The organism is [Flexibacter] sp. ATCC 35103 (genome assembly GCF_001975985.1).
Classification (GTDB): domain Bacteria; phylum Bacteroidota; class Bacteroidia; order Flavobacteriales; family Flavobacteriaceae; genus Flavobacterium.
In genome coordinates this window covers 18786-37806 of sequence record NZ_MTQF01000015.1, presented here as the reverse complement: position 1 = coordinate 37806, position 19021 = coordinate 18786, and the positions used below count along the sequence as shown (strand labels likewise).

At 32.8% G+C, this 19021-nt stretch carries 19 protein-coding genes and 1 tRNA gene; 7 read left to right on the top strand and 13 right to left on the bottom strand.

Annotated features, from left to right (window positions below):
* Positions 1 to 23 precede the first annotated feature (23 nt).
* From BXU01_RS22375 to hisS, 9 genes are all read right to left on the bottom strand, one after another.
* The gene (locus BXU01_RS22375) at positions 24 to 839 is read right to left on the bottom strand and encodes an alpha/beta hydrolase (RefSeq protein WP_083695805.1); all 816 of its coding nucleotides are present in this window, start codon (positions 837 to 839) and stop codon (positions 24 to 26) included.
* A 75-nt stretch (positions 840 to 914) separates the two neighbouring features.
* Entirely contained in the window at positions 915 to 1580 is a 666-nt protein-coding gene (locus tag BXU01_RS22370) for a DEAD/DEAH box helicase (RefSeq protein WP_083695803.1), read from the bottom strand.
* A gap of 101 nt (positions 1581 to 1681) precedes the next feature.
* Positions 1682 to 2845 carry a sigma-54 dependent transcriptional regulator gene (locus BXU01_RS22365; protein ID WP_083695800.1) on the bottom strand — a complete coding sequence of 388 codons (1164 nt, stop codon included), beginning with the start codon at positions 2843 to 2845 and terminating at the stop codon, positions 1682 to 1684.
* A 201-nt stretch (positions 2846 to 3046) separates the two neighbouring features.
* The gene (locus BXU01_RS22360; RefSeq protein ID WP_083695798.1) at positions 3047 to 4363 is read right to left on the bottom strand and encodes an ABC transporter permease; all 1317 of its coding nucleotides are present in this window, start codon (positions 4361 to 4363) and stop codon (positions 3047 to 3049) included.
* Positions 4364 to 4452: 89 nt separating this feature from the next.
* Positions 4453 to 5373, bottom strand: coding sequence for an ABC transporter ATP-binding protein (locus tag BXU01_RS22355; protein WP_083695796.1), 921 nt, complete (start codon positions 5371 to 5373; stop codon positions 4453 to 4455).
* A gap of 164 nt (positions 5374 to 5537) precedes the next feature.
* Positions 5538 to 6653, bottom strand: coding sequence for a molecular chaperone DnaJ (gene dnaJ, locus BXU01_RS22350; protein WP_055095456.1), 1116 nt, complete (start codon positions 6651 to 6653; stop codon positions 5538 to 5540).
* Between the two features lie 90 nt (positions 6654 to 6743).
* Entirely contained in the window at positions 6744 to 7322 is a 579-nt protein-coding gene (locus BXU01_RS22345) for a nucleotide exchange factor GrpE (RefSeq protein ID WP_083695793.1), read from the bottom strand.
* Between the two features lie 365 nt (positions 7323 to 7687).
* Positions 7688 to 7758 (bottom strand) — tRNA-Trp (locus BXU01_RS22340).
* Between the two features lie 308 nt (positions 7759 to 8066).
* Positions 8067 to 9494 carry a histidine--tRNA ligase gene (gene hisS / locus BXU01_RS22335; protein ID WP_083695791.1) on the bottom strand — a complete coding sequence of 476 codons (1428 nt, stop codon included), beginning with the start codon at positions 9492 to 9494 and terminating at the stop codon, positions 8067 to 8069.
* Between the two features lie 200 nt (positions 9495 to 9694).
* Here hisS and BXU01_RS22330 point away from each other — a divergent pair, with 200 nt between their 5' ends.
* On the top strand, positions 9695 to 10939 hold the full coding sequence (locus BXU01_RS22330) for an ABC transporter permease (protein ID WP_083695789.1): 1245 nt from the start codon (positions 9695 to 9697) through the stop codon (positions 10937 to 10939).
* Between the two features lie 30 nt (positions 10940 to 10969).
* Here the strand turns inward: BXU01_RS22330 and prmC are convergent, their stop codons facing one another.
* Genes prmC through BXU01_RS22315 form a run of 3 tightly spaced genes read right to left on the bottom strand, consistent with a single transcriptional unit; the run spans position 10970 to position 13167 of the window.
* A complete protein-coding gene (gene prmC / locus BXU01_RS22325) occupies positions 10970 to 11833 on the bottom strand; it encodes a peptide chain release factor N(5)-glutamine methyltransferase (RefSeq protein ID WP_083695787.1) in 864 nt (287 codons plus the stop codon).
* Positions 11834 to 11867: 34 nt separating this feature from the next.
* A complete protein-coding gene (locus BXU01_RS22320) occupies positions 11868 to 12677 on the bottom strand; it encodes a hypothetical protein (RefSeq protein ID WP_083695785.1) in 810 nt (269 codons plus the stop codon).
* A gap of 4 nt (positions 12678 to 12681) precedes the next feature.
* Positions 12682 to 13167, bottom strand: coding sequence for a GNAT family N-acetyltransferase (locus tag BXU01_RS22315; RefSeq protein ID WP_083695783.1), 486 nt, complete (start codon positions 13165 to 13167; stop codon positions 12682 to 12684).
* Positions 13168 to 13274: 107 nt separating this feature from the next.
* Here BXU01_RS22315 and ribD point away from each other — a divergent pair, with 107 nt between their 5' ends.
* The 3 genes from ribD to BXU01_RS22300 all read left to right on the top strand — a co-directional run bounded on the left by ribD (position 13275) and on the right by BXU01_RS22300 (position 15738).
* Positions 13275 to 14324: a bifunctional diaminohydroxyphosphoribosylaminopyrimidine deaminase/5-amino-6-(5-phosphoribosylamino)uracil reductase RibD gene (gene ribD, locus BXU01_RS22310; RefSeq protein WP_083695780.1), complete on the top strand. Its 1050-nt coding sequence runs from the start codon at positions 13275 to 13277 to the stop codon at positions 14322 to 14324.
* Positions 14317 to 14919: an HAD family phosphatase gene (locus BXU01_RS22305; protein ID WP_083695777.1), complete on the top strand. Its 603-nt coding sequence runs from the start codon at positions 14317 to 14319 to the stop codon at positions 14917 to 14919. The genes ribD and BXU01_RS22305 overlap by 8 nt, the downstream gene beginning before the upstream one ends.
* A 186-nt stretch (positions 14920 to 15105) precedes the next feature.
* Positions 15106 to 15738: a YigZ family protein gene (locus BXU01_RS22300; protein WP_083695775.1), complete on the top strand. Its 633-nt coding sequence runs from the start codon at positions 15106 to 15108 to the stop codon at positions 15736 to 15738.
* 31 nt (positions 15739 to 15769) lie between these two features.
* On the opposite strand, the gene BXU01_RS22295 is transcribed toward BXU01_RS22300, so the two are convergent.
* The gene (locus tag BXU01_RS22295) at positions 15770 to 16174 is read right to left on the bottom strand and encodes a thioesterase family protein (protein ID WP_055095446.1); all 405 of its coding nucleotides are present in this window, start codon (positions 16172 to 16174) and stop codon (positions 15770 to 15772) included.
* A gap of 186 nt (positions 16175 to 16360) precedes the next feature.
* Between BXU01_RS22295 and dnaA the strand changes: the two genes are divergently transcribed.
* From dnaA to BXU01_RS22280, 3 genes are read left to right on the top strand one after another with little or no spacing between them, the layout of a single operon-like run.
* Positions 16361 to 17788 (top strand): chromosomal replication initiator protein DnaA, encoded by a 1428-nt coding sequence (gene dnaA, locus BXU01_RS22290; protein ID WP_041517015.1) that lies wholly within the window; start codon positions 16361 to 16363, stop codon positions 17786 to 17788.
* A 7-nt stretch (positions 17789 to 17795) separates the two neighbouring features.
* Positions 17796 to 18260, top strand: a complete 465-nt coding sequence (locus BXU01_RS22285) for a low molecular weight protein-tyrosine-phosphatase (protein ID WP_083695773.1) — start codon at positions 17796 to 17798, stop codon at positions 18258 to 18260.
* A gap of 37 nt (positions 18261 to 18297) precedes the next feature.
* The gene (locus tag BXU01_RS22280) at positions 18298 to 19011 is read left to right on the top strand and encodes an SAM-dependent methyltransferase (RefSeq protein WP_083695771.1); all 714 of its coding nucleotides are present in this window, start codon (positions 18298 to 18300) and stop codon (positions 19009 to 19011) included.
* Positions 19012 to 19021: the final 10 nt, after the last annotated feature.

The window sequence follows — 19021 nt, the reverse complement described above, 5'->3', positions numbered from 1 at the left end:
GTTTTTGTAATTATTTTAATTCTTTATTGTAATATTATTTGCAGCTGTTTTTGGAAATCATTATTTTCATTCATTCCAATATGTTCCTGATCGTTTAATGGGTAAAAATGCCCATTACTTTTTAAAAGGTGGCTTAACCTAACCGAATTTTCATAAGGTATCAATTGATCCTGCATTCCATGAAAAATATAAATTGGCACTTTAATCTTTGGTAAATATTCATATGTTTCGAGACTAAACTTCTTCAAAAAATCAGGAAAAAACCGAACTTTACTACTCGATAATTCTGTAAAACTATAATACGGTGATTGTAAAATTAAAGCCTTCGGATTATTTTGTGACGCCAAAATAGTTGCGAGCCCGGAACCAATTGAATAACCGGTGATAATAATTTTATTTTCGGGATATCTTTTAGCTAATGTTTTATACGCTATCGAAACGTCCTTATTTAATTGATCTTCATTCTCTATTTCTCCTTCGCTTTTACCAAAACTTCTATAATCCAAAATAAAAATATCATATCCTAAATTGGTATAGATTTTAGCAATTTTTCCCCAAGTTTCTAACGTTCCTGCATTGCCATGAAGATAGAAAATCAAACCTTTAGAGTTTTCTGCCTTGAATAACAATCCATTTAATTTTACACCATCAAAAGACTTGATGTTTAATTCTTCAAATTTATGCTGATAATCAAACTGATAATCTTTTGGTAATCTGGCACTCTGAAAAACCATTCCAACCTGATTGAAATACACATAGAAAACAATAACTACATAAATAACAGCAAAAAATGCAAGAAGCACAATTGTCAAAAATTTAAGCGTTTTCAGCATTTCCATAGATTACTTTGTTAGTTTTCAGTCGCAGTCTCAGTTTTCAGACTGTGACTGCGACTGCGACTGAAAACTGCGACTTTATTCCTCTTCCTGAATATCGTCTTCTTCTTCATCAAGTTCTTCTTCACCTTCTTCATCCATATCAAACAAATAAGGCTCTAACATCATTTTATCAGCCAAAATTTCGATACGTTCAGTTAATTGTTCAGCAAAAATAATACGTTGCGTTTTTGTAATACTGTTCGAAATACGCATGATTTTAGTTTCGTGACGTAATTTCAACATAGGATCTGCATCGTCGATGATAAACATTTTTAAGCGGTTTACATTATATCCTGCAGTTGTAAACATATCACTAAGTTTATTTGGCGTACCAATTAAAACATCTATTCCGGTAGAAATATAATTTTTATCATAATCTGTATCGCCTTTGTCGTGAACACCATAAACTTCAAGATTAGAATATTTTCCGTATTTCTCAAAAAGTTCAACCATCTCCAATACTTTTGCTTTATCCTCTACAAAAATCAAAGCACGAGGCGATTCTTCTGTATGACCTGCCAACTGCTGAATTACATTTATTACAATTGTAGTCGATTTTCCACTTCCGGCTGGAGAAAGGATAATACAATCAGCACCGCTTTTTATAGTCGAAAAAGTTTCCTGCTGTAAAACATTCGCTTCCGTTAAACCATTTTCGATTAAAGCGTCTTGTAATTTTTCGTTTATTTTTTTTAGTTTCATTTTTTTATGCTTTAGGCTTTAAGCTTTAGGCTATAAGCTAAAATATTATTATTTTTTAAAAGCCTAAAGCTTATAGCTTAAAGCCTATTGCGCGAAGCAACTTATTTGCTTGCAAACATTTTTACATCGGTTTCAGAAATTTCATTACCTCCCAAAATAATCAATCTTTCGACTACATTTCGAAGTTCACGAATATTTCCTGTCCAATCATATTCCTGTAATAATTTTATGGCTTGCGCCGAAAATACTTTAACCACATTTCCTTGTTCTGAAGCAATTTTTGCTGCAAAATGTCTTATCAAAGCCGGAATATCGTCACGTCTTTCGTTTAATGGCGGAACTTTTATTAAAATCACTGCCAAACGATGGTATAAATCTTCACGGAAACGACCTTCGGCAATTTCGGTTTTTAAATCTTTATTTGTTGCAGCCACAACACGCACATCGACTTTTATATCTTTTTCAGCACCAACCCTTGTTATCATGCTTTCCTGCAAGGCACGCAATACCTTGGCTTGTGCAGAAAGACTCATATCTCCAATTTCATCTAAGAAAATAGTTCCTTTATCAGCAGCTTCAAACTTTCCTGCACGATCTTTTACTGCTGATGTGAACGCTCCTTTTACATGGCCAAACAATTCACTTTCGATCAATTCACTTGGTATTGCAGCACAGTTTACTTCAATCAAAGGATAATTTGCACGCTCGCTTTTTTCATGTAATTGATGCGCCACTAATTCTTTTCCGGTTCCGTTTGGTCCCGTAATCAAAACTCTGGCTTCAGTTTGAGCTACTTTATCAATCATAACTTTAATATGATTAATAGCTTCGCTCTCCCCTATCATTTCGTAATTTTTGCTTACTTTTTTCTTTAGGATTTTATTCTCAACCACAAGTTGCTTTTTATCTAAAGCATTACGTACAGTATTTAATAAACGGTTTAAGTCCGGTGGTTTTGAGATATAATCAAAGGCTCCCAAACGCATGGTATGAATCGCCGTTTCCATATCGCCATGTCCTGAAATCATAACCATCGGAATTTCAGGTTTTATTTTTTTAGCTTCTTCAAGAACCTCAACACCGTCCATTTTTGGCATTTTGATATCACACAAAACCAAATCATAGTCGTTGTTTTTTATTTTTTCAAGCCCCGCAACTCCATCTTCTGCTTCTTCTACCTGATAGGTATCATTCTCTTCTGATAAGATTTTCACCAAAACTCTTCTGATCGATGCTTCGTCTTCTATAATTAGTATTTTACTCATTTCTTTTCTAAGGTTCAAAGTTGCAAAGGTACAAAGTTACAAAGTTTAGAATCTTTGTCACTTTGCACCTTTTAACCTATATTATTATATTCTTTTTAAGGCTCTTATCTAATTCGTAAAGCATTATTCAAAAGCTGCATAAGTTCTGATCTTCAAAAGCCTTTGAAACTTTGTACCTCTGAATCTTTGTAACTATAAAAGCTAATATTTAAGCCATCTATACAATTCTTTCCAGGTTGGTTTTTTGCCGTACATTAAAATACCTATTCGGTAAATTTTGGCAGCGAACCAGACAACAAGAAAAAACGTAGCAAACAATAATGATACCGAAATCGCAATTTGCCACCAAGGCACTCCAAACGGAAGTCTCATTAACATTACAATTGGCGAGGTTAACGGAATCATCGAAAAAATAACAGCTATTGTTCCGTGAGGATCATTGACTACAGTAAAAAATCCGATGTAAACGCTTAAAATAAGTGGCATCAAAATAGGCAAAAGAAACTGTTGAGAATCGGTTTGATTGTCAACCGCAGCTCCAATTGCGGCATAAAATGAACTATATAAAAAGTAACCTCCTACGAAATAAATTACAAATCCAATTAAGATACTTGCGATTGGCAAATTCCATAATTCGCTAATGTACATTTGGGCACTTCCGGACATTTCATTTTGTGCCGACTGCATTAATTCAGGTGAAATCCTGGCTGTTGGACCAACATTTACACCAAAAAATGCCGAAGCAGCAAACATTAATCCTAAACCAATAATCGCCCAAATCATAAATTGTAACAATCCTGCAAGAGATGTCCCGATGATTTTACCAATCATCAACTGAAACGGTTTTACAGATGAAATAATGATTTCTATAATACGATTTGTTTTTTCTTCGATCACGCTTCGCATTACCATATTGCCATAAATGATAATAAACATCATAATCAAATAGCCAAATGCACCTCCAATCCCAATTTTTATTTCATTTAATCCTTTTAGGCTTTCTTCGCCGGAAGCTTTTATCAAATGCATATTAACCGCTGATTGTGCTTTTTGAATGGCCAACGTATTGAGTTTTGCTGTTTCCAGATTTATCTTTGTAATTTTCTCGGCAATAACATCCTGTGTTTTTTCGATAAAAGAAATACTTGGACTATTATTCGAAATAAACTCAATTTTACTTTCTAACTCTTTTAAGTTATTTGTTTTTGGAATGATAATTAAACCATCAAAATTTTCATTTGTAATACTGTCTTTTAATGCTTTTACATCAATTTCAGACAAATTCAAATATTTAAAAGCTGCTTCTTTTTTATTTTGCTTTACAAAATCATTAGCAAATAAACCTGTTTCGTCATGAATGGCAATTCGCTTGGTTTCTGCTTTCATCGAACTCAAATAACCAATAAATCCTGCTATTGCAACAAACAATAGTGGACTTAAAAAAGTCATGACAACAAAAGATTTATTGCGAACTTTTGCAATAAACTCTCTTTTTATAATTAATGAAATTATGCTCATTTATTTTTAGATTTTTAGACTTTCTTAGACTTCTTAGATTATATTTTTTGACTCTTAAATTCAGTCTAAAATCTAAGTAGTATAAAGATCTATTCGGTTACAGTTTGAATAAAAATATCGTTTACACTAGGTATCTTCTCTACAAAATGAGTTACTTGCCCACGTTGCGTTAGAATATTCAGTAATTCATTTGGAGTTGAATTTCCAATTTGAATATCTAATTTTAAATCATCATTTAAGGATTTAAAATTTGCCGGCGAAACCGTAAATTTTTGTGTGATATCATACATTAAACCTTCAACATTACTGGTCAGAATTCCAACCTCAAAACTATTGGTTCTAAACTGACGTTTTACATCGCTCAGTTTTCCTTCTATCAATTTATTCGATTTATGAATTAAAGCAATATGATCACAAAGTTCTTCGACACTTTCCATTCTGTGTGTCGAAAATATAATTGTTGCTCCCTGTTCTTTCAATGCTAAAATTTCATCTTTAATGACATTCGCATTTACAGGATCAAATCCGGAAAAGGGTTCGTCAAAAATCAACAATTTTGGTTTGTGCAATACACAAACGACAAACTGAATTTTTTGCGCCATTCCTTTAGAAAGTTCCTGTATTTTTTTGTTCCACCAACCTTGAATTCCTAAACGGTCAAACCAATATTCTAACTGAATTTTTGCTTCGGCTTTAGAAAGTCCTTTCATTTGCGCCAGATACAAACATTGCTCTCCTACTTTCATAGAAGTATATAATCCTCTCTCTTCAGGAAGATAGCCAATAGTCTGCACATGTTTAGGCTGCAATTTTTCACCATCCAGAATTATTTCGCCACTATCCGGCAAAGTAATTTGATTTATGATTCGTATAAGAGAAGTTTTTCCAGCTCCATTTGGACCTAATAACCCGTAAATACTACCTTTTGGCACATTTAATGAAACTTCGTTAAGCGCTACATAATCACCGTATTGTTTTACGACTTTATGTACTTCGAGTAAGTTGCTCATGCTATATTTTAGATTTTCTGCTTCATTTTGATCATTATGATCATGAGGGTGTAAAAGTAAATAATTCGAAGCGAATCTTGGTATAATTACGCAAAAAACCCATTCTAAATTTACATTAGAATGGGTTTTGAATTTATTTGTACTTTTTTATAAAAAGGCTAAGCTTATGAAAACATATCTTTTACTTTCTCAAAAAATGATTTTTCTGATTTTTCAGGGCTTGGAACAAAATGTTCATCGTTTAGAGCATTTTCAAAAAATTGTTTTTGCTCTTTATTAAGTGTCTTTGGAGTCCAAACATTTACATGAACCAGTAAATCTCCGCTTCCGTAACCATTTATACTTGGAATACCTTTTCCTTTTAATCTTAAGATTTTTCCGGATTGAATTCCTTCTTCCAATTTAATACGAACCTTTCCGTTGATTGCTTCAATATCTTTAGAAACTCCTAAGACTGCTTCAGGGAAACTAATGTATAAATCATAATGAATGTTTTCACCTTCACGTTTCAGGAATTCGTGCTCTAATTCTTCGATAGCTACAATTAAATCACCAGGAATACTATTTCCCGGAGCATCATTTCCTTTATTAGAAACTTTTAATTGCATACCATCAACAACTCCAGCAGGAATTTTGATTGATACTGTTTCATCTTCCTGAATCATTCCTTGTGAATCTGCTTCAGAAGGTCTTTTATCTAAAATTTGACCAGAACCACCACAAGTAGGACAAGTAGATGCAGATTGCATTCTTCCTAAAATAGTGTTAGTTACACGCATTACTTGTCCCTGACCATTACAGGTCGAACATGTTTTGTATGTAACACCTTTAGCCTGAACTTTACGTTTTACTTTAACTTTTTTCTCAACACCATTTGCAATTTCCTCCAAAGTCAATTTTACTTTAATTCGAAGATTACTTCCTTTAGCACGACGAGGACCTCCGCCACCGCCTCCGCCGAAACCGCCAAATCCACCACCAAAAATATCACCAAACTGGCTGAAAATGTCATCCATATTCATACCACCATGGCCACCGCCGCCAAAACCTCCGGAACCATCAAAAGCCTGGTGTCCGTATTGATCGTATTTAGCTTTTTTGTTAGGATCGCTTAGAACTTCATAAGCTTCTGCCGCTAATTTAAAGTTTTCTTCTGCCTCTTTGTCGCCTGGATTTTTATCCGGGTGATATTTCAATGCACTTTTTCGATATGCTTTTTTAATTTCGGCAGCATCAGCATTTTTTGAAATGCCTAGTATTTCGTAAAAATCTTTTTTCATAATTTAGGTTAAATTCCATCCCGATATAATCAGGATAAATTCCAAAATCCAATTCTTAAAAAATTGATATTCAGAATCTAATTTACATTTTTAGTTTCCGATAACCACTTTAGGGAAACGAATAATTTTGTCTCCTAATTTGTATCCTTTTTCAATAACATCAACAATTTTCCCTTTTAATTTATCAGACGGAGCTGGAATTTGGGTAATTGCCTCAGCAAAATCAGCATTAAAAGCATCACCTGCTCTTACTTCAACTTGCTCTAAGCCTTTAGATACTAAAGTACTTTTTAGTTTTTCATGAATCAACTCTACTCCTTTTTTCAAGTTTTCATCGTCAGATTTATTGATTTCTACAGTCGCTCTGTCAAAATCATCCAAAACAGGAAGCATTGCTAACAAAACTTCTTGGTTTGCTGTTTTAAACAAATCGATACGCTCTTTTGAAGTTCTTTTTTTGTAATTTTCAAATTCAGCAAATAATCTCAAAAACTTATCTTTTTCTTTTGCCAAGTCTTGAGCCAATTGCTCTTCAACACTTAATTCTTCAACAATTAATTGTTCACCGTTGGCGTTGTTCTCTAACGTTACATCATCTAATTCCTGATCGAACTCTGTATTTTCCGTAGTCATATTACTTTTATTTTTAAAAATATTTTTAAACTTCATTTTTTATTCTTTCTGTTGGATTGCAAAAGTACTGCCAAATGTTTTAAAATGTCAAATTGTCACTTTATTACAAATGAGCCTTTTAAAATGCAAATTTAGTCCCGTAAAATTTAATACAATTTTAAGACTATTACGTTTTAGTTGTAGTATATTTGAGATCCAAATTAGAAAATTATAGTATTATCTATCAAAATTGAATTTAAGGGTTGGCCTCGGCTTCATAAATAATTATTAATTCAAGTTTACCTTATATTAAAAAAAGCTTCGCCTATTTCAGACGAAGCTTTTTTTTATGCTTTTACCTTAACTTCTCAAAAGCTTCTGATAAATAAGTAACAACTATTGTTATTTGATTTATTTTATTGCACGGGCGGAGGGATTCGAACCCCCATCAACGGTTTTGGAGACCGCTATTCTACCCTTGAACTACGCCCGTAACTTAAGGCCGCAAATTAAATGCTTTTTTTTCTTTCCCACCAACTATTTCGCGCAAATTTAAAAAAGATTTAAGCAGATAAACACTAGAATTCATTAACACAATCACTTTCAGAACTTTGTGAATTTTACGTTTTTTTAATCAAAACAAAATCTTTGCGAAATAACCGCAAAGGTTGCTAAGATTTTTAAAAGTATGGCTTATAAAAAGACAAAGTTCGCAAAGCTTTGTATTGATCTGGCTTTGCGAACTTTGTGTTTTCTATGCGTGGAGTAAATTAAATCTTAGCGCACTTTGCGGTTAAACTCTTATGTCAATAAAGCAGCTTTCAACCCTTCAAAATCAACCGAAATCTGCTCTCCTGAAACCAGATTTTTAAGCGAATATGAATTGGATGCAATTTCCTGATCGCCTGCAATTACCGCAAAAGGAATCAAACGTTTATCTGCATATTGAAACTGCTTCCCAACTTTTACATTATCAGGATACAATTCAACTTTTATATTTTCTTTTCTCAATTTTTGGATTGCTTGTGAAGCATATAAAGCCTCAGCATCTCCGTAATTAATAAACAATGCTTTTGACGTTGCTGCAACTGTTTCCGGAAACAATTGTAATTCTTCCAGCACTAAATAAATTCGGTCTAAACCGAAAGAAATTCCAACTCCACTCATATTTTTCAAACCAAAAATACCTGTTAAGTCATCGTATCTTCCGCCTCCTCCAATAGAACCCATTGAAACGGTTTTTGGAGCCGCAACTTCAAAAATAGCTCCTGTATAATAATTTAATCCACGTGCGAGTGTTACATCAAGATCTAGAGTTGCAGTTGCCAAACCTAAAGTTGCCACATTGTCACAAATAAATTTCAGTTCCTCTACTCCTTTCATTCCTTCTTCAGATTCTGCTAATAAATCTGAAAGTTGGCTGATTTTATCTGAAAATGTTCCTGAGAAACTAAAAAGTGGCTGAACTTTAATCAAAGCCTCTTCGGCAATACCTTTTTCGATCATTTCTTTTTTCACACCATCCTCGCCAATTTTATCCAGCTTATCAAGAGCCACTGTAAAATCGATCAATTTATCAGATGCTCCAATTACTTCAGCAATTCCGGATAATATTTTTCTGTTATTGATTTTAATGGTTACGCCTTCTAAACCTAAAGACGTAAAAACCGTATCATACAATTGTACCAATTCTACTTCCTGCCATAAAGATTTTGAACCTACAACATCAGCATCACATTGATAAAACTCTCTGTAACGCCCTCTTTGCGGTCTGTCAGCTCTCCAAACCGGTTGAATCTGATATCTTTTAAAAGGAAATTCAATTTCGTTTTGGTGTTGTACCACATATCTGGCAAACGGAACGGTTAAATCGTAACGTAACGCTTTCTCAGAAATCTTTCCGGTAAATTTATTCAGTTCAATTCTTTGATCTAGGTTTATTGTTTCAGCAGAATTTGTTTGCAATGCTTCTATAGATTCCGGTAATTCTATTTTATTTTTATTAAAGAAAAAATTCCCTGAATTCAATATTTTAAAAATCAAACGATCTCCTTCTTCTCCATATTTCCCCATTAAGGTATCTGAATTCTCAAATGACGGTGTTTCGATAGGTTGAAAACCAAATTTCTCGAAATTGTTTTTTATAGCCTGAATAATATATTGACGTTTTGACACCTCTGCAGGCGAAAAATCTCTTGTTCCTTGTGGTATGCTTGGTTTTGAAGCCATCTTTCTGATTTTAGATTTTAGATTTTAGATTTTAGATTATTTATAATCTTACCTCATAAACTCTTTTACATTAATTATATTGGGATTTTAGATTTACTATTAATCACAAATCGACTGCAAATATCTTATTTTTTAAAATAAATAATGCCAGTTCGAAAACAAACTTGTAACAAAAAACGTATTTTCGTGACAAATTGGTCATGATGCTAAAATTATTTAAAGAAAATATCCGAATTGCTTTTGGTTCTATCAAAACACAATTATTGCGAACCATTCTTACTGTATTAATTATCGCTATCGGAATTACGGCTTTGGTTGGAATCCTGACTGTTGTGACAGCACTTGAAAACACAATTTCGACCAATTTTGCTTCTATGGGAGCAAATACTTTCAACATTAACCAATACGAAAACAATCTAAAAAACCGCGGAAGTAACGAGCGTGAAATCGTGAACCCAATTATTTCTTACCCTGAAGCGGTTGCTTTTAAAAACAAATACAAATATCCTTTTACAGAAACTTCACTGTCTTTTACCGCAACAAAAACTGCAGAAGTAAAATATATAGATAAAAAAACAGATCCGGAAATAAGCATTCTGGGCGTTGATGAGCATTTTATCACAAACTCAGGTCTAGAAATAAGTTCCGGCCGTAGCTTTAATCAATTTGATATTGAAAACAATACTTATTCCTGCGTTGTAGGATCAGATTTCGAAAAAGGCTTATTAAAAGATGTGAATCCAATTGATAAAATAATTTCAATTCGCGGTGCTCGTTTTAAAGTTATTGGAGTTTTAAAAGAGAAAGGATCAACGTTTGGAAATAGTCAGGATTTGCGTGTTTTGATTCCAATTCAGGTTGCGAGATCACTATTTACGGCTCCAAATATCAATTATACTTTAAGTGTAATGGTTGCTAAAAAAGAACTTCTTGATGAGGCGATTGATAACGCTACAAGTACGATGCGAAGAGTACGAAAACTAAGTCCTGTTCGCGATAATAATTTCGGAATTGGCCGTAGTGATGATTTGATAAACCGTATTCTGGGTATTACAAAATACTTAGGCTGGGCGTCCTGGATTATCAGTGTTATTACCATTTTAGGATCTTCGATCGCCTTAATGAATATTATGATCGTTTCTGTTACAGAACGCACACGCGAAATAGGAGTTCGAAAAGCTTTAGGAGCAAAAAAGATCACAATCGCTGTTCAGTTTTTTATCGAAACTTTACTAATTGGACAAATTGGAGGTTTGATTGGTATTATAATTGGAATTCTTTTGGGTTTTGCTATCGCAACCGCAATGAGTTTTGTTTTTGTAGTTCCCTGGGTAGCCATTTTTGCTGCTTTTGCAACCAGCTTTACCGTTGCTATTGTTTCAGGTTTATATCCTGCGATCAAGGCTTCTCAATTAGACCCAATTGAAGCTTTGCGTTATGAGTAATCTATGCCATTAAAATCTTAAAACTCATTATTAACCCATAGAAACTTTACAGGAAATCATTCTGTCATTATCATAAATATCTTTTCTTAATTCGATATTTGTAAAATTCATATTTTCCAGCAATTCTCTCATTTCATCACCCAAATACTGATTGATTTCAAAATACAACTGCCCATTTTTTAAAAGATTATTCTGAGCCAGTTCGGCTATTTTTCGATAAAAAACCAAGGCGTCATTATCTTCTACAAAAAGTGCCAGATGCGGTTCATAATCCAGCACATTCTTTTTGATTTCCTGTTTTTCTAAATTACGGACATATGGAGGGTTTGAGACAATAATATCAAAATCATATTTTAAAACATCAAGTTCTAAAATATTTTTGAACATAAATGTCACGTCTACATTATTGTTTATTGCATTCTTTTTTGCTGTTTCTAATGCTTTTTTCGAAACATCAATAGCATACACTTCGGCATTTTGAATGTTTTTTGCCAAAGAAATTGCAATACATCCGCTTCCGGTACCGATGTCCAAAATTTTAATTTTTTTAGAAGTATCAATCTTAGAATTTTCTTTGATAATCCATTCTACTAATTCCTCCGTTTCCAGTCTTGGAATCAGAACATTTTCGTTGACTTCAAAATCTAAACCATAAAAATTAGTTTTCCCTAATAAATACTGGATTGGAACTTCTTTTTTTAATTGATTCAAAAATGAATCCCAGACAACAAAATCACTTTCTGAAAAAGTTAATTCATGATTTAATGCTAAATCAATTTGACGTAATTTATGTTTGTCTTCTAAAATCAAATAGAAAAAACTTTCCGCTTCGTACGCATCGTAAAAAGGTGATAATTCTTTAATAAAGTGAGTACGATATTGTTTGATTTTCATTTTTTTTTATATCTGTTATTATAAAAAGATTTGCTTAGCAATCAAATTGCACTGCTATTTCTGAAACTTTTTTCACCGTGTCTTCGTTTTTGACTTTAGAGGAAAGAAACAAAATCACACGCTCTTCTTCATAATTTCTGTTTGCGCCAAAAACAAAATCCAATTTTCCGTCTCCGTCCATATCACCGGCAAAAAGCAATTCTACAAATGTATCCTGAAATGAATCTTCTGCAAGAAGCAATTTTTCGGTACTATTTCCTATGGTTAAATAAAGCTTATAATTTGCTACGTTTTTAAAAACTTCTTCTCCACTTTCATCAGGATCTACTTTGAACTGAGAAAGAACTTTTCCTTCAGCTCTAAAAACATAATTCACATTATTAAACGTGTAAGATACTTTTTCTTTAGGCCAGACTTTTCGCTTATTAATTTTTAAGGATTTAACACTTCCTGTTTTCAGTTCCGGAAAATCCATAAAAACAACCACTTTATTTTTAGGTGAAATCGACACTAAAGAATCCCCAGTGCATTCATCAAAATCTTTTTCTGTTTTAAAATTAGCTTTCCCTAAATAATATGTTCCGTTTTCTTCATATAATTCAATCCACTTTTCAGTTAAGGAAGTTGCCGGATTTTTAGCATCATAAGTTCGATAACTTCTTGGCAATAGAATATCAAATTCTTTTTTAAACTCTTCATTTGATACCACTTCATCTTCTTTTAGAGAATCTTTAGCGATAGTTTTATTAATAATACTGCTGTTTTTTTCTACTTTTTTCCCCTGAGAACCATTACAAGAAAATAAAACCGAAACTAAAATAATTACAAAAACATTTTTTTTCATAAGCTTATAAATCTTTCAACATCCACACAGGGCAAGAACTATGCCCGGTAGATCCCATTGGAGCATCTAAATATTCAAATCCTGATTTTTTATATAATTTTTGCGCGGCGTGCATAAACGGCATTGTTTCGATATAACATTTTTCGAAACCAAAAGTTTTTGCCTGGTCCAAACATTTTTCCATCATTTTTGTACCAATACCCAAACCGCGTGTTTCAGGTAAAAAGTACATTTTTTGTAATTCACATATATTAGAATCTCCATTTTCTAACGGCGCAATCCCTGCACAACCTACAATCTCTCCTTCATTTTCTACTACATAATAAACAGATTGCGGCTTATTATATTCCTCAAACATTAAATCTAAGTAAGGATCCTCGTAAGCTGTACCAACTTTAGGTATTTCCATTTCATCAAAAACCGATCTTATTAATTGAGCAACTGCCTGATTGTCTTCTTTTTTGATCGATCTGATAATCCAATTTTTCATATTTCTTTATTCGTATTATCTATATACAAAAGTAAAAATAGTTTTTTGATAGTTTCTTAACTATTGCGATAACTATTGAACTAAACAAAAATAACTACTTTTGCACTGTGAATATACATGAAAAATACATAAAACGTTGCATTAAATTAGCACAAAATGGGTTTGGAACTACATATCCTAACCCAATGGTTGGAAGCGTAGTTGTTTATGAAGATCAAATCATTGGCGAAGGCTGGCATAGAAAAGCCGGAGAGCCACATGCCGAAGTTAATGCCATACAATCTGTAAAAGATAAATCGTTATTAAAGAAAGCTACTATTTATGTGAGCTTAGAACCTTGTAGCCATTTTGGAAAAACACCTCCGTGCTGCGATTTAATTATAGAACATAAAATTCCTAATGTAGTTGTTGGAACTGTAGATCCTAATGAAAAAGTAGCTGGAAACGGTATTAAAAAATTAATTGCTGCCGGCGCTAATGTTGTTGTTGGTGTTCTTGAAAATGAATGTAACGAACTAAACAAACGTTTTTTTACCTTTCATCAAAAAAAGAGACCTTATATAATATTGAAATGGGCCGAAAGTGAGGATGGCTTTTTATCTCCTGAAAAAGAAATTAATCAAGATCGAAAACCTTTCTGGATTACGAATCAATATTCAAGACAACTGGTTCATAAATGGCGCAGTGAAGAACAAGCCATTCTTGTAGGAACCCAAACTGTTATTGAAGACAATCCGAAATTAAATACCAGAGATTGGTCAGGAAATAATCCTGTAAGAGTTGTTTTAGATCAAAATAATCGCATCTTAAAAGATAGCTTTATATTTGATGGCAGTATAAAAACTATTGTATTTACCAAATCTGAAACAAACGACTCAACAGAAAACACTAACTTTGAAATAATTGATTTTAATCAGGATATAATACCACAGATTTTGGCTGTTTTATATCAATATCAAATTCAATCTATTATTATTGAAGGCGGATTGCAGACATTACAATCTTTTATAGATGAAAATATCTGGGATGAAGCCCGAATTTTTATCGGAAAAAGTATTTTCAGAAAAGGCACAAAAGCTCCCATTATCCAAAAGAAAAACTTAACTAAAACTTTCTTAGCGGGCGACGAATTATTAAACATTAGAAATCATGATTGATACTATAATTTTTGACTTTGGAGATATATTTATCAATTTAGACAAACAGGCAACCATTTCAGGATTGCAGAAATTAGGCATGACAGAATGGAATGCTGAATTAGATCGTTTGAATCTTTTGTTTGAAACGGGAGATATATCTTATGATGATTTCCTGGCGGGTTTTCAAAAAGAACTTCCAAACGCCTCAATAGAACAAATCCTGGAAGCATGGAATGCCGTTTTAGCAGATTTCCCATTATATCGTTTAGAGTTTTTGCAAATGCTTTCTAAAAAATACCGTTTGTTCTTATTAAGCAATACGGATGCTATACATATTGAGACTTTCGAAAATAAAAGCGGAATTTCTTTTTACAGTGACTTCTATCAATGTTTTGAGAAAGTTTATTTTTCGTTTGAAATTGGAATGAGAAAACCAAATGCAGAAGTTTTCCAGTATCTGATTAAAAAACACGAATTATCTCCCAAACGTACATTATTTATAGATGACAAAAAAGAAAACACAGATTCTGCTGCTGCCTTAGGTTTTCATGTTTGGAATTTACAAGTAGGTCAGGAAGATGTTGTAGATTTATTCAATAAAAAAATACTATAGCCAAGGATCTTTTCCGTCACGGATTAAAAGATTTTTTTTACGCAGATTTAAAAAGATTCGAGCAGATTTAATTTTAATTATAATCTGCGAGCATCAGCTTAAATCTTTTTAAATCTGCGTGAAAAATTTGTGCTAATTTGTGAAATTAGTAGCAAAAAAATTTAAACATAATTTACAAATCAACTTTTGGAATACAACGATACCTATAAAACCATAGCATTAGAATCTGAAGAAGTGCTTTTTAAAGAAAAAGGCAGTAAGTTTTTTGGCTATGCTTTTCCTATAGAAAATGAAGATGAAGTAAAACCGATCATCGAAAACTTAAAAAAGCAACATCCGCATGCCGTTCATTATTGTTATGCTTATCAATTAGGGACAGCTCCAAAAATCTCCTATCGCGCTAATGATGATGGCGAACCAAGTAATACTGCTGGAGCACCAATTTACGGACAAATACAATCTTTTGGTCTCACTAACGTTCTTGTAGTTGTGGTTCGAATTTTTGGAGGAGTAAAATTAGGTGTCGGCGGATTAATTGCCGCTTATAAAACTACAGCACAAATGACTCTTGAAGTTTGCGAGATCATTGAAAAAACCATCGATGTTCATTTCTTAATTTCTTTTGATTACAAAAACATGAATAAAGTAATGCGTGTTATTAAGGAAAAAAAACTGGAAATTACGTCTCAGGAAATGGAAATTGATGAAGATTCAGGGTTACCAATTGGAAAAATAACGACAAAAACGCGCAAAAAAAATGCCGAATCTGTATTCGACATTTTTGATTTAATGTTCGAAATCGACATTAAAATTATCTAAATTGATACAAAAAACCATCTCATTTTAACAATTAGACAAGCGTTTTAAACAATTCTAAAATATAATCCGGAGGGGCAGTTGGGCGACCTGTTTTTAACGAAATAAATACTAAAATAAACACAGCAGTTGTTAATAACTCATTCGCTTCATTATAAATCTCGCAGTCAAATTCGATCTTGACAGACGACTGACTTTTGAAAGCAGTATGAATCGTAAGAAGCTCATCGTAGCGTGCCGATTTTTTGTAATTTATTTGCATGGAGACGATCGGCAATCCAATTCCGCTTTCCTCCATACTTTTATACGAAATCCCTTTATTTCTAAGCCATTCCACACGTCCTATCTCAAAATAAGGGATATAATTTCCGTGATAAACGACTCCCATTTGGTCTGTTTCTGAGTAACGAACACGCACTTGCGTTTGATGATTTTTCATTATTTATATATTAAAAAAAATTAGCTTCCAAAAGTTCACTTACAACATTTTTTTATAAAATTAGACTCCAAAATATTTTTTTTTACAGAAATTTGTTCACATATTTGTTATCCCGAAATACGGAATAAAATTGCTCCTTTTTTATTAGGAGAATCTTTATCAATAATAAAAAATTTATCTGAATCTATGACTAAAACTGCTCAATCGGTATGGGAAAACTGTTTGTCCTTTATAAAAGACAATATTCAAGATCAAGCCTACAAAACTTGGTTTGAACCAATCAAATCAGTTGAGCTAACCGACAACGCGTTATATATTCAAGTACCAAGTAAATTCTTCTACGAATGGCTGGAAGAACATTACGTTAAATTATTAAAAGTTGCACTTACCAAAGAACTAGGAAAAAACGCAAAGTTACTCTATAAAATTAAAATGGAGAACACTTATGGCAATAAACAACCGTTTACCGAACAGTTGCCAAGTGCCAACAGAGTGCCAATGAAACCGCAAGAGGTTGATGCTCCGTTTAAAAACTTAAATCCTGAACTTAAAAATCCATTTGTAATTCCCGGAATTAGAAATCTTAAAATTGAATCGCAATTAAATGCGAATTACAGTTTTGACAATTTCTTAGAAGGAGATTCAAATCGTTTAGCCCGTTCTGCAGGTATGGCCGTTGCCAACAAACCCGGAGGAACATCCTTTAATCCTTTATTGATTTTTGGTGGAGTTGGTTTAGGAAAAACACACTTAGCACACGCTATTGGTGTTGAAGTAAAAGATAAATATCCTGAAAAAACGGTTTTATATATTTCTGCCGAAATTTTCACACAACAATATATTGATTCGGTTAAAAAAAATAATCGTAATGATTTCATTCACTTTTACCAGTTAATCGACGTTTTGATTATTGATGATGTTCAGTTTTTATCTGGAAAATCAGGAACTCAAGATGTATTTTTTCACATTTTTAACTACTTGCACCAAAACGGAAAACAAGTAATTTTAACATCTGACAAAGCTCCTGTTGATATGCAGGATATTGAACAGCGTTTATTATCACGTTTTAAATGGGGATTATCTGCTGAGTTACATCAGCCGGATTACGAAACCAGAATTTCGATCCTTAAAAACATCTTGTATCGTGATGGTGTTGAAATGCCGGAAGACATTATTGAATATGTTGCCCGTAATATCAAAAGCAATGTTAGAGAACTTGAAGGCGCCATTATTTCACTTATCGCACAATCTTCTTTCAACAAAAAAGAAGTCACGATTGAATTAGCTAAAAGCGTTGTAGAGAAATTTGTTAAAAATGTAAAGAGAGAAATCTCTATTGATTATATTCAAAAAATTGTGTCAGATTATTTTCAGTTGGACATTGAAACTCTTCAATCTAAAACTAGAAAAAGACACGTGGTACAGGCGAGACAATTGGCAATGTTTTTTGCTAAGAAATTCACAAAAGCTTCTTTGGCAAACATTGGTTCACAGATTGGGGATCGCGATCACGCTACCGTTTTACATGCTTGTAAAACTGTTGATAATTTAGTTTCTACAGACAAACAATTCAAAAAATTTGTCGAAGACATCAACAAAAAATTAACGCTATAAACGCATCATGCCAGTAAAAATCTTAATGGTTTGTTTGGGAAATATTTGTAGATCACCTTTAGCCGAAGGTATTTTAACATCAAAATTACCTAATACCTTTATGGTTGATTCTGCAGGAACCGGATCTTGGCACTTAGGTCACTCACCGGATAAAAGATCTATTGCTGTTGCCAAAAAAAACGGACTATGTATAGATACGCAAAGAAGCAGACAATTTAAAGCTGCTGATTTAGACGAATTTGATTACATCTATGTAATGGATAATTCTAATTACAGAGATGTAATTAATCTTGCAAAAACTCCTGAACACACAAACAAAGTTCAACTTATTCTAAATGAACTTTTTCCGGATGAAAATGTAGATGTTCCGGATCCTTACTTTGGTATTCCTAATGGTTTTGATACTGTATATCAAATGCTGGACGAAGTAACGGATATAATCGCAAAAAAGCTTATCGAAAAACATTCATAGCTTTTTATTTTTTTTTTAAACACATAAAAAACCGCACATGAAACTTCCAGGAAAACTATATTTAATTCCAACTACAATGGGCGAAAGCGATCCTATGGACGTTTTACCACAAACAGTAAAAAGAAGTATCGATTTTATAGATCACTATATTGTTGAAAACGAAAAAACAGCCAGAAAATCTATCAAAGCGGTTTCCCCGGAAAAAAAACAATCAGAACTTATACTTTTTACCCTTAACAAACGTACAGAACAAAGCGAACATCTAGACTTTATAAAACCATTATTAGAAGGAAAAAATGTAGGCTTAATGAGTGAAGCCGGATGTCCCGGAGTTGCTGATCCAGGCGCCGTAATTGTAAAATTGGCGCACGAAAAAGGAATTCAGGTTGTACCATTAGTTGGTCCTTCATCTATTTTACTAGCTATGATGGCTTCCGGAATGAACGGACAAAGTTTTACATTTAATGGTTACTTACCTATTGATAAAGACGAAAAAAAATCAGCTTTAAAACATTTTGAGAAATTATCGCAGGATAAAAATCAATCTCAGATTTTTATAGAAACACCTTATAGAAACAACAAACTGGTTGAAGATATTTTGCAAATTGTAAATCCTTCTACTCATCTTTGTATTGCTACAGACATTACTTTACCAACAGAATTTATTAAAACGATGCGTATTGCTGATTGGAAGAAACTAAAAGTTGATTTGCATAATCGACCTACAATTTTTATTATACATAAAATGTAATCGTAAAAAT

Excerpts from the sequence above, each read along its gene's own strand:
- dnaA (WP_041517015.1), top strand. The coding sequence starts at position 16,361 with ATGACTAAAACTGCTCAATCGGTATGGGAAAACTGTTTGTCCTTTATA.
- BXU01_RS22320 (WP_083695785.1), bottom strand. The coding sequence starts at position 12,677 with ATGAAAAAAAATGTTTTTGTAATTATTTTAGTTTCGGTTTTATTTTCT.
- BXU01_RS22280 (WP_083695771.1), top strand. The coding sequence starts at position 18,298 with ATGAAACTTCCAGGAAAACTATATTTAATTCCAACTACAATGGGCGAA.
- dnaJ (WP_055095456.1), bottom strand. The coding sequence starts at position 6,653 with ATGAAAAAAGATTTTTACGAAATACTAGGCATTTCAAAAAATGCTGAT.
- prmC (WP_083695787.1), bottom strand. The coding sequence starts at position 11,833 with ATGAAAATCAAACAATATCGTACTCACTTTATTAAAGAATTATCACCT.
- BXU01_RS22285 (WP_083695773.1), top strand. The coding sequence starts at position 17,796 with ATGCCAGTAAAAATCTTAATGGTTTGTTTGGGAAATATTTGTAGATCA.
- BXU01_RS22375 (WP_083695805.1), bottom strand. The coding sequence starts at position 839 with ATGGAAATGCTGAAAACGCTTAAATTTTTGACAATTGTGCTTCTTGCA.
- BXU01_RS22315 (WP_083695783.1), bottom strand. The coding sequence starts at position 13,167 with ATGAAAAATTGGATTATCAGATCGATCAAAAAAGAAGACAATCAGGCA.
- BXU01_RS22365 (WP_083695800.1), bottom strand. The coding sequence starts at position 2,845 with ATGAGTAAAATACTAATTATAGAAGACGAAGCATCGATCAGAAGAGTT.
- BXU01_RS22345 (WP_083695793.1), bottom strand. The coding sequence starts at position 7,322 with ATGAAGTTTAAAAATATTTTTAAAAATAAAAGTAATATGACTACGGAA.
- hisS (WP_083695791.1), bottom strand. The coding sequence starts at position 9,494 with ATGGCTTCAAAACCAAGCATACCACAAGGAACAAGAGATTTTTCGCCT.
- BXU01_RS22370 (WP_083695803.1), bottom strand. The coding sequence starts at position 1,580 with ATGAAACTAAAAAAAATAAACGAAAAATTACAAGACGCTTTAATCGAA.
- BXU01_RS22360 (WP_083695798.1), bottom strand. The coding sequence starts at position 4,363 with ATGAGCATAATTTCATTAATTATAAAAAGAGAGTTTATTGCAAAAGTT.
- BXU01_RS22330 (WP_083695789.1), top strand. The coding sequence starts at position 9,695 with ATGATGCTAAAATTATTTAAAGAAAATATCCGAATTGCTTTTGGTTCT.
- BXU01_RS22355 (WP_083695796.1), bottom strand. The coding sequence starts at position 5,373 with ATGAGCAACTTACTCGAAGTACATAAAGTCGTAAAACAATACGGTGAT.
- BXU01_RS22295 (WP_055095446.1), bottom strand. The coding sequence starts at position 16,174 with ATGAAAAATCATCAAACGCAAGTGCGTGTTCGTTACTCAGAAACAGAC.
- BXU01_RS22305 (WP_083695777.1), top strand. The coding sequence starts at position 14,317 with ATGATTGATACTATAATTTTTGACTTTGGAGATATATTTATCAATTTA.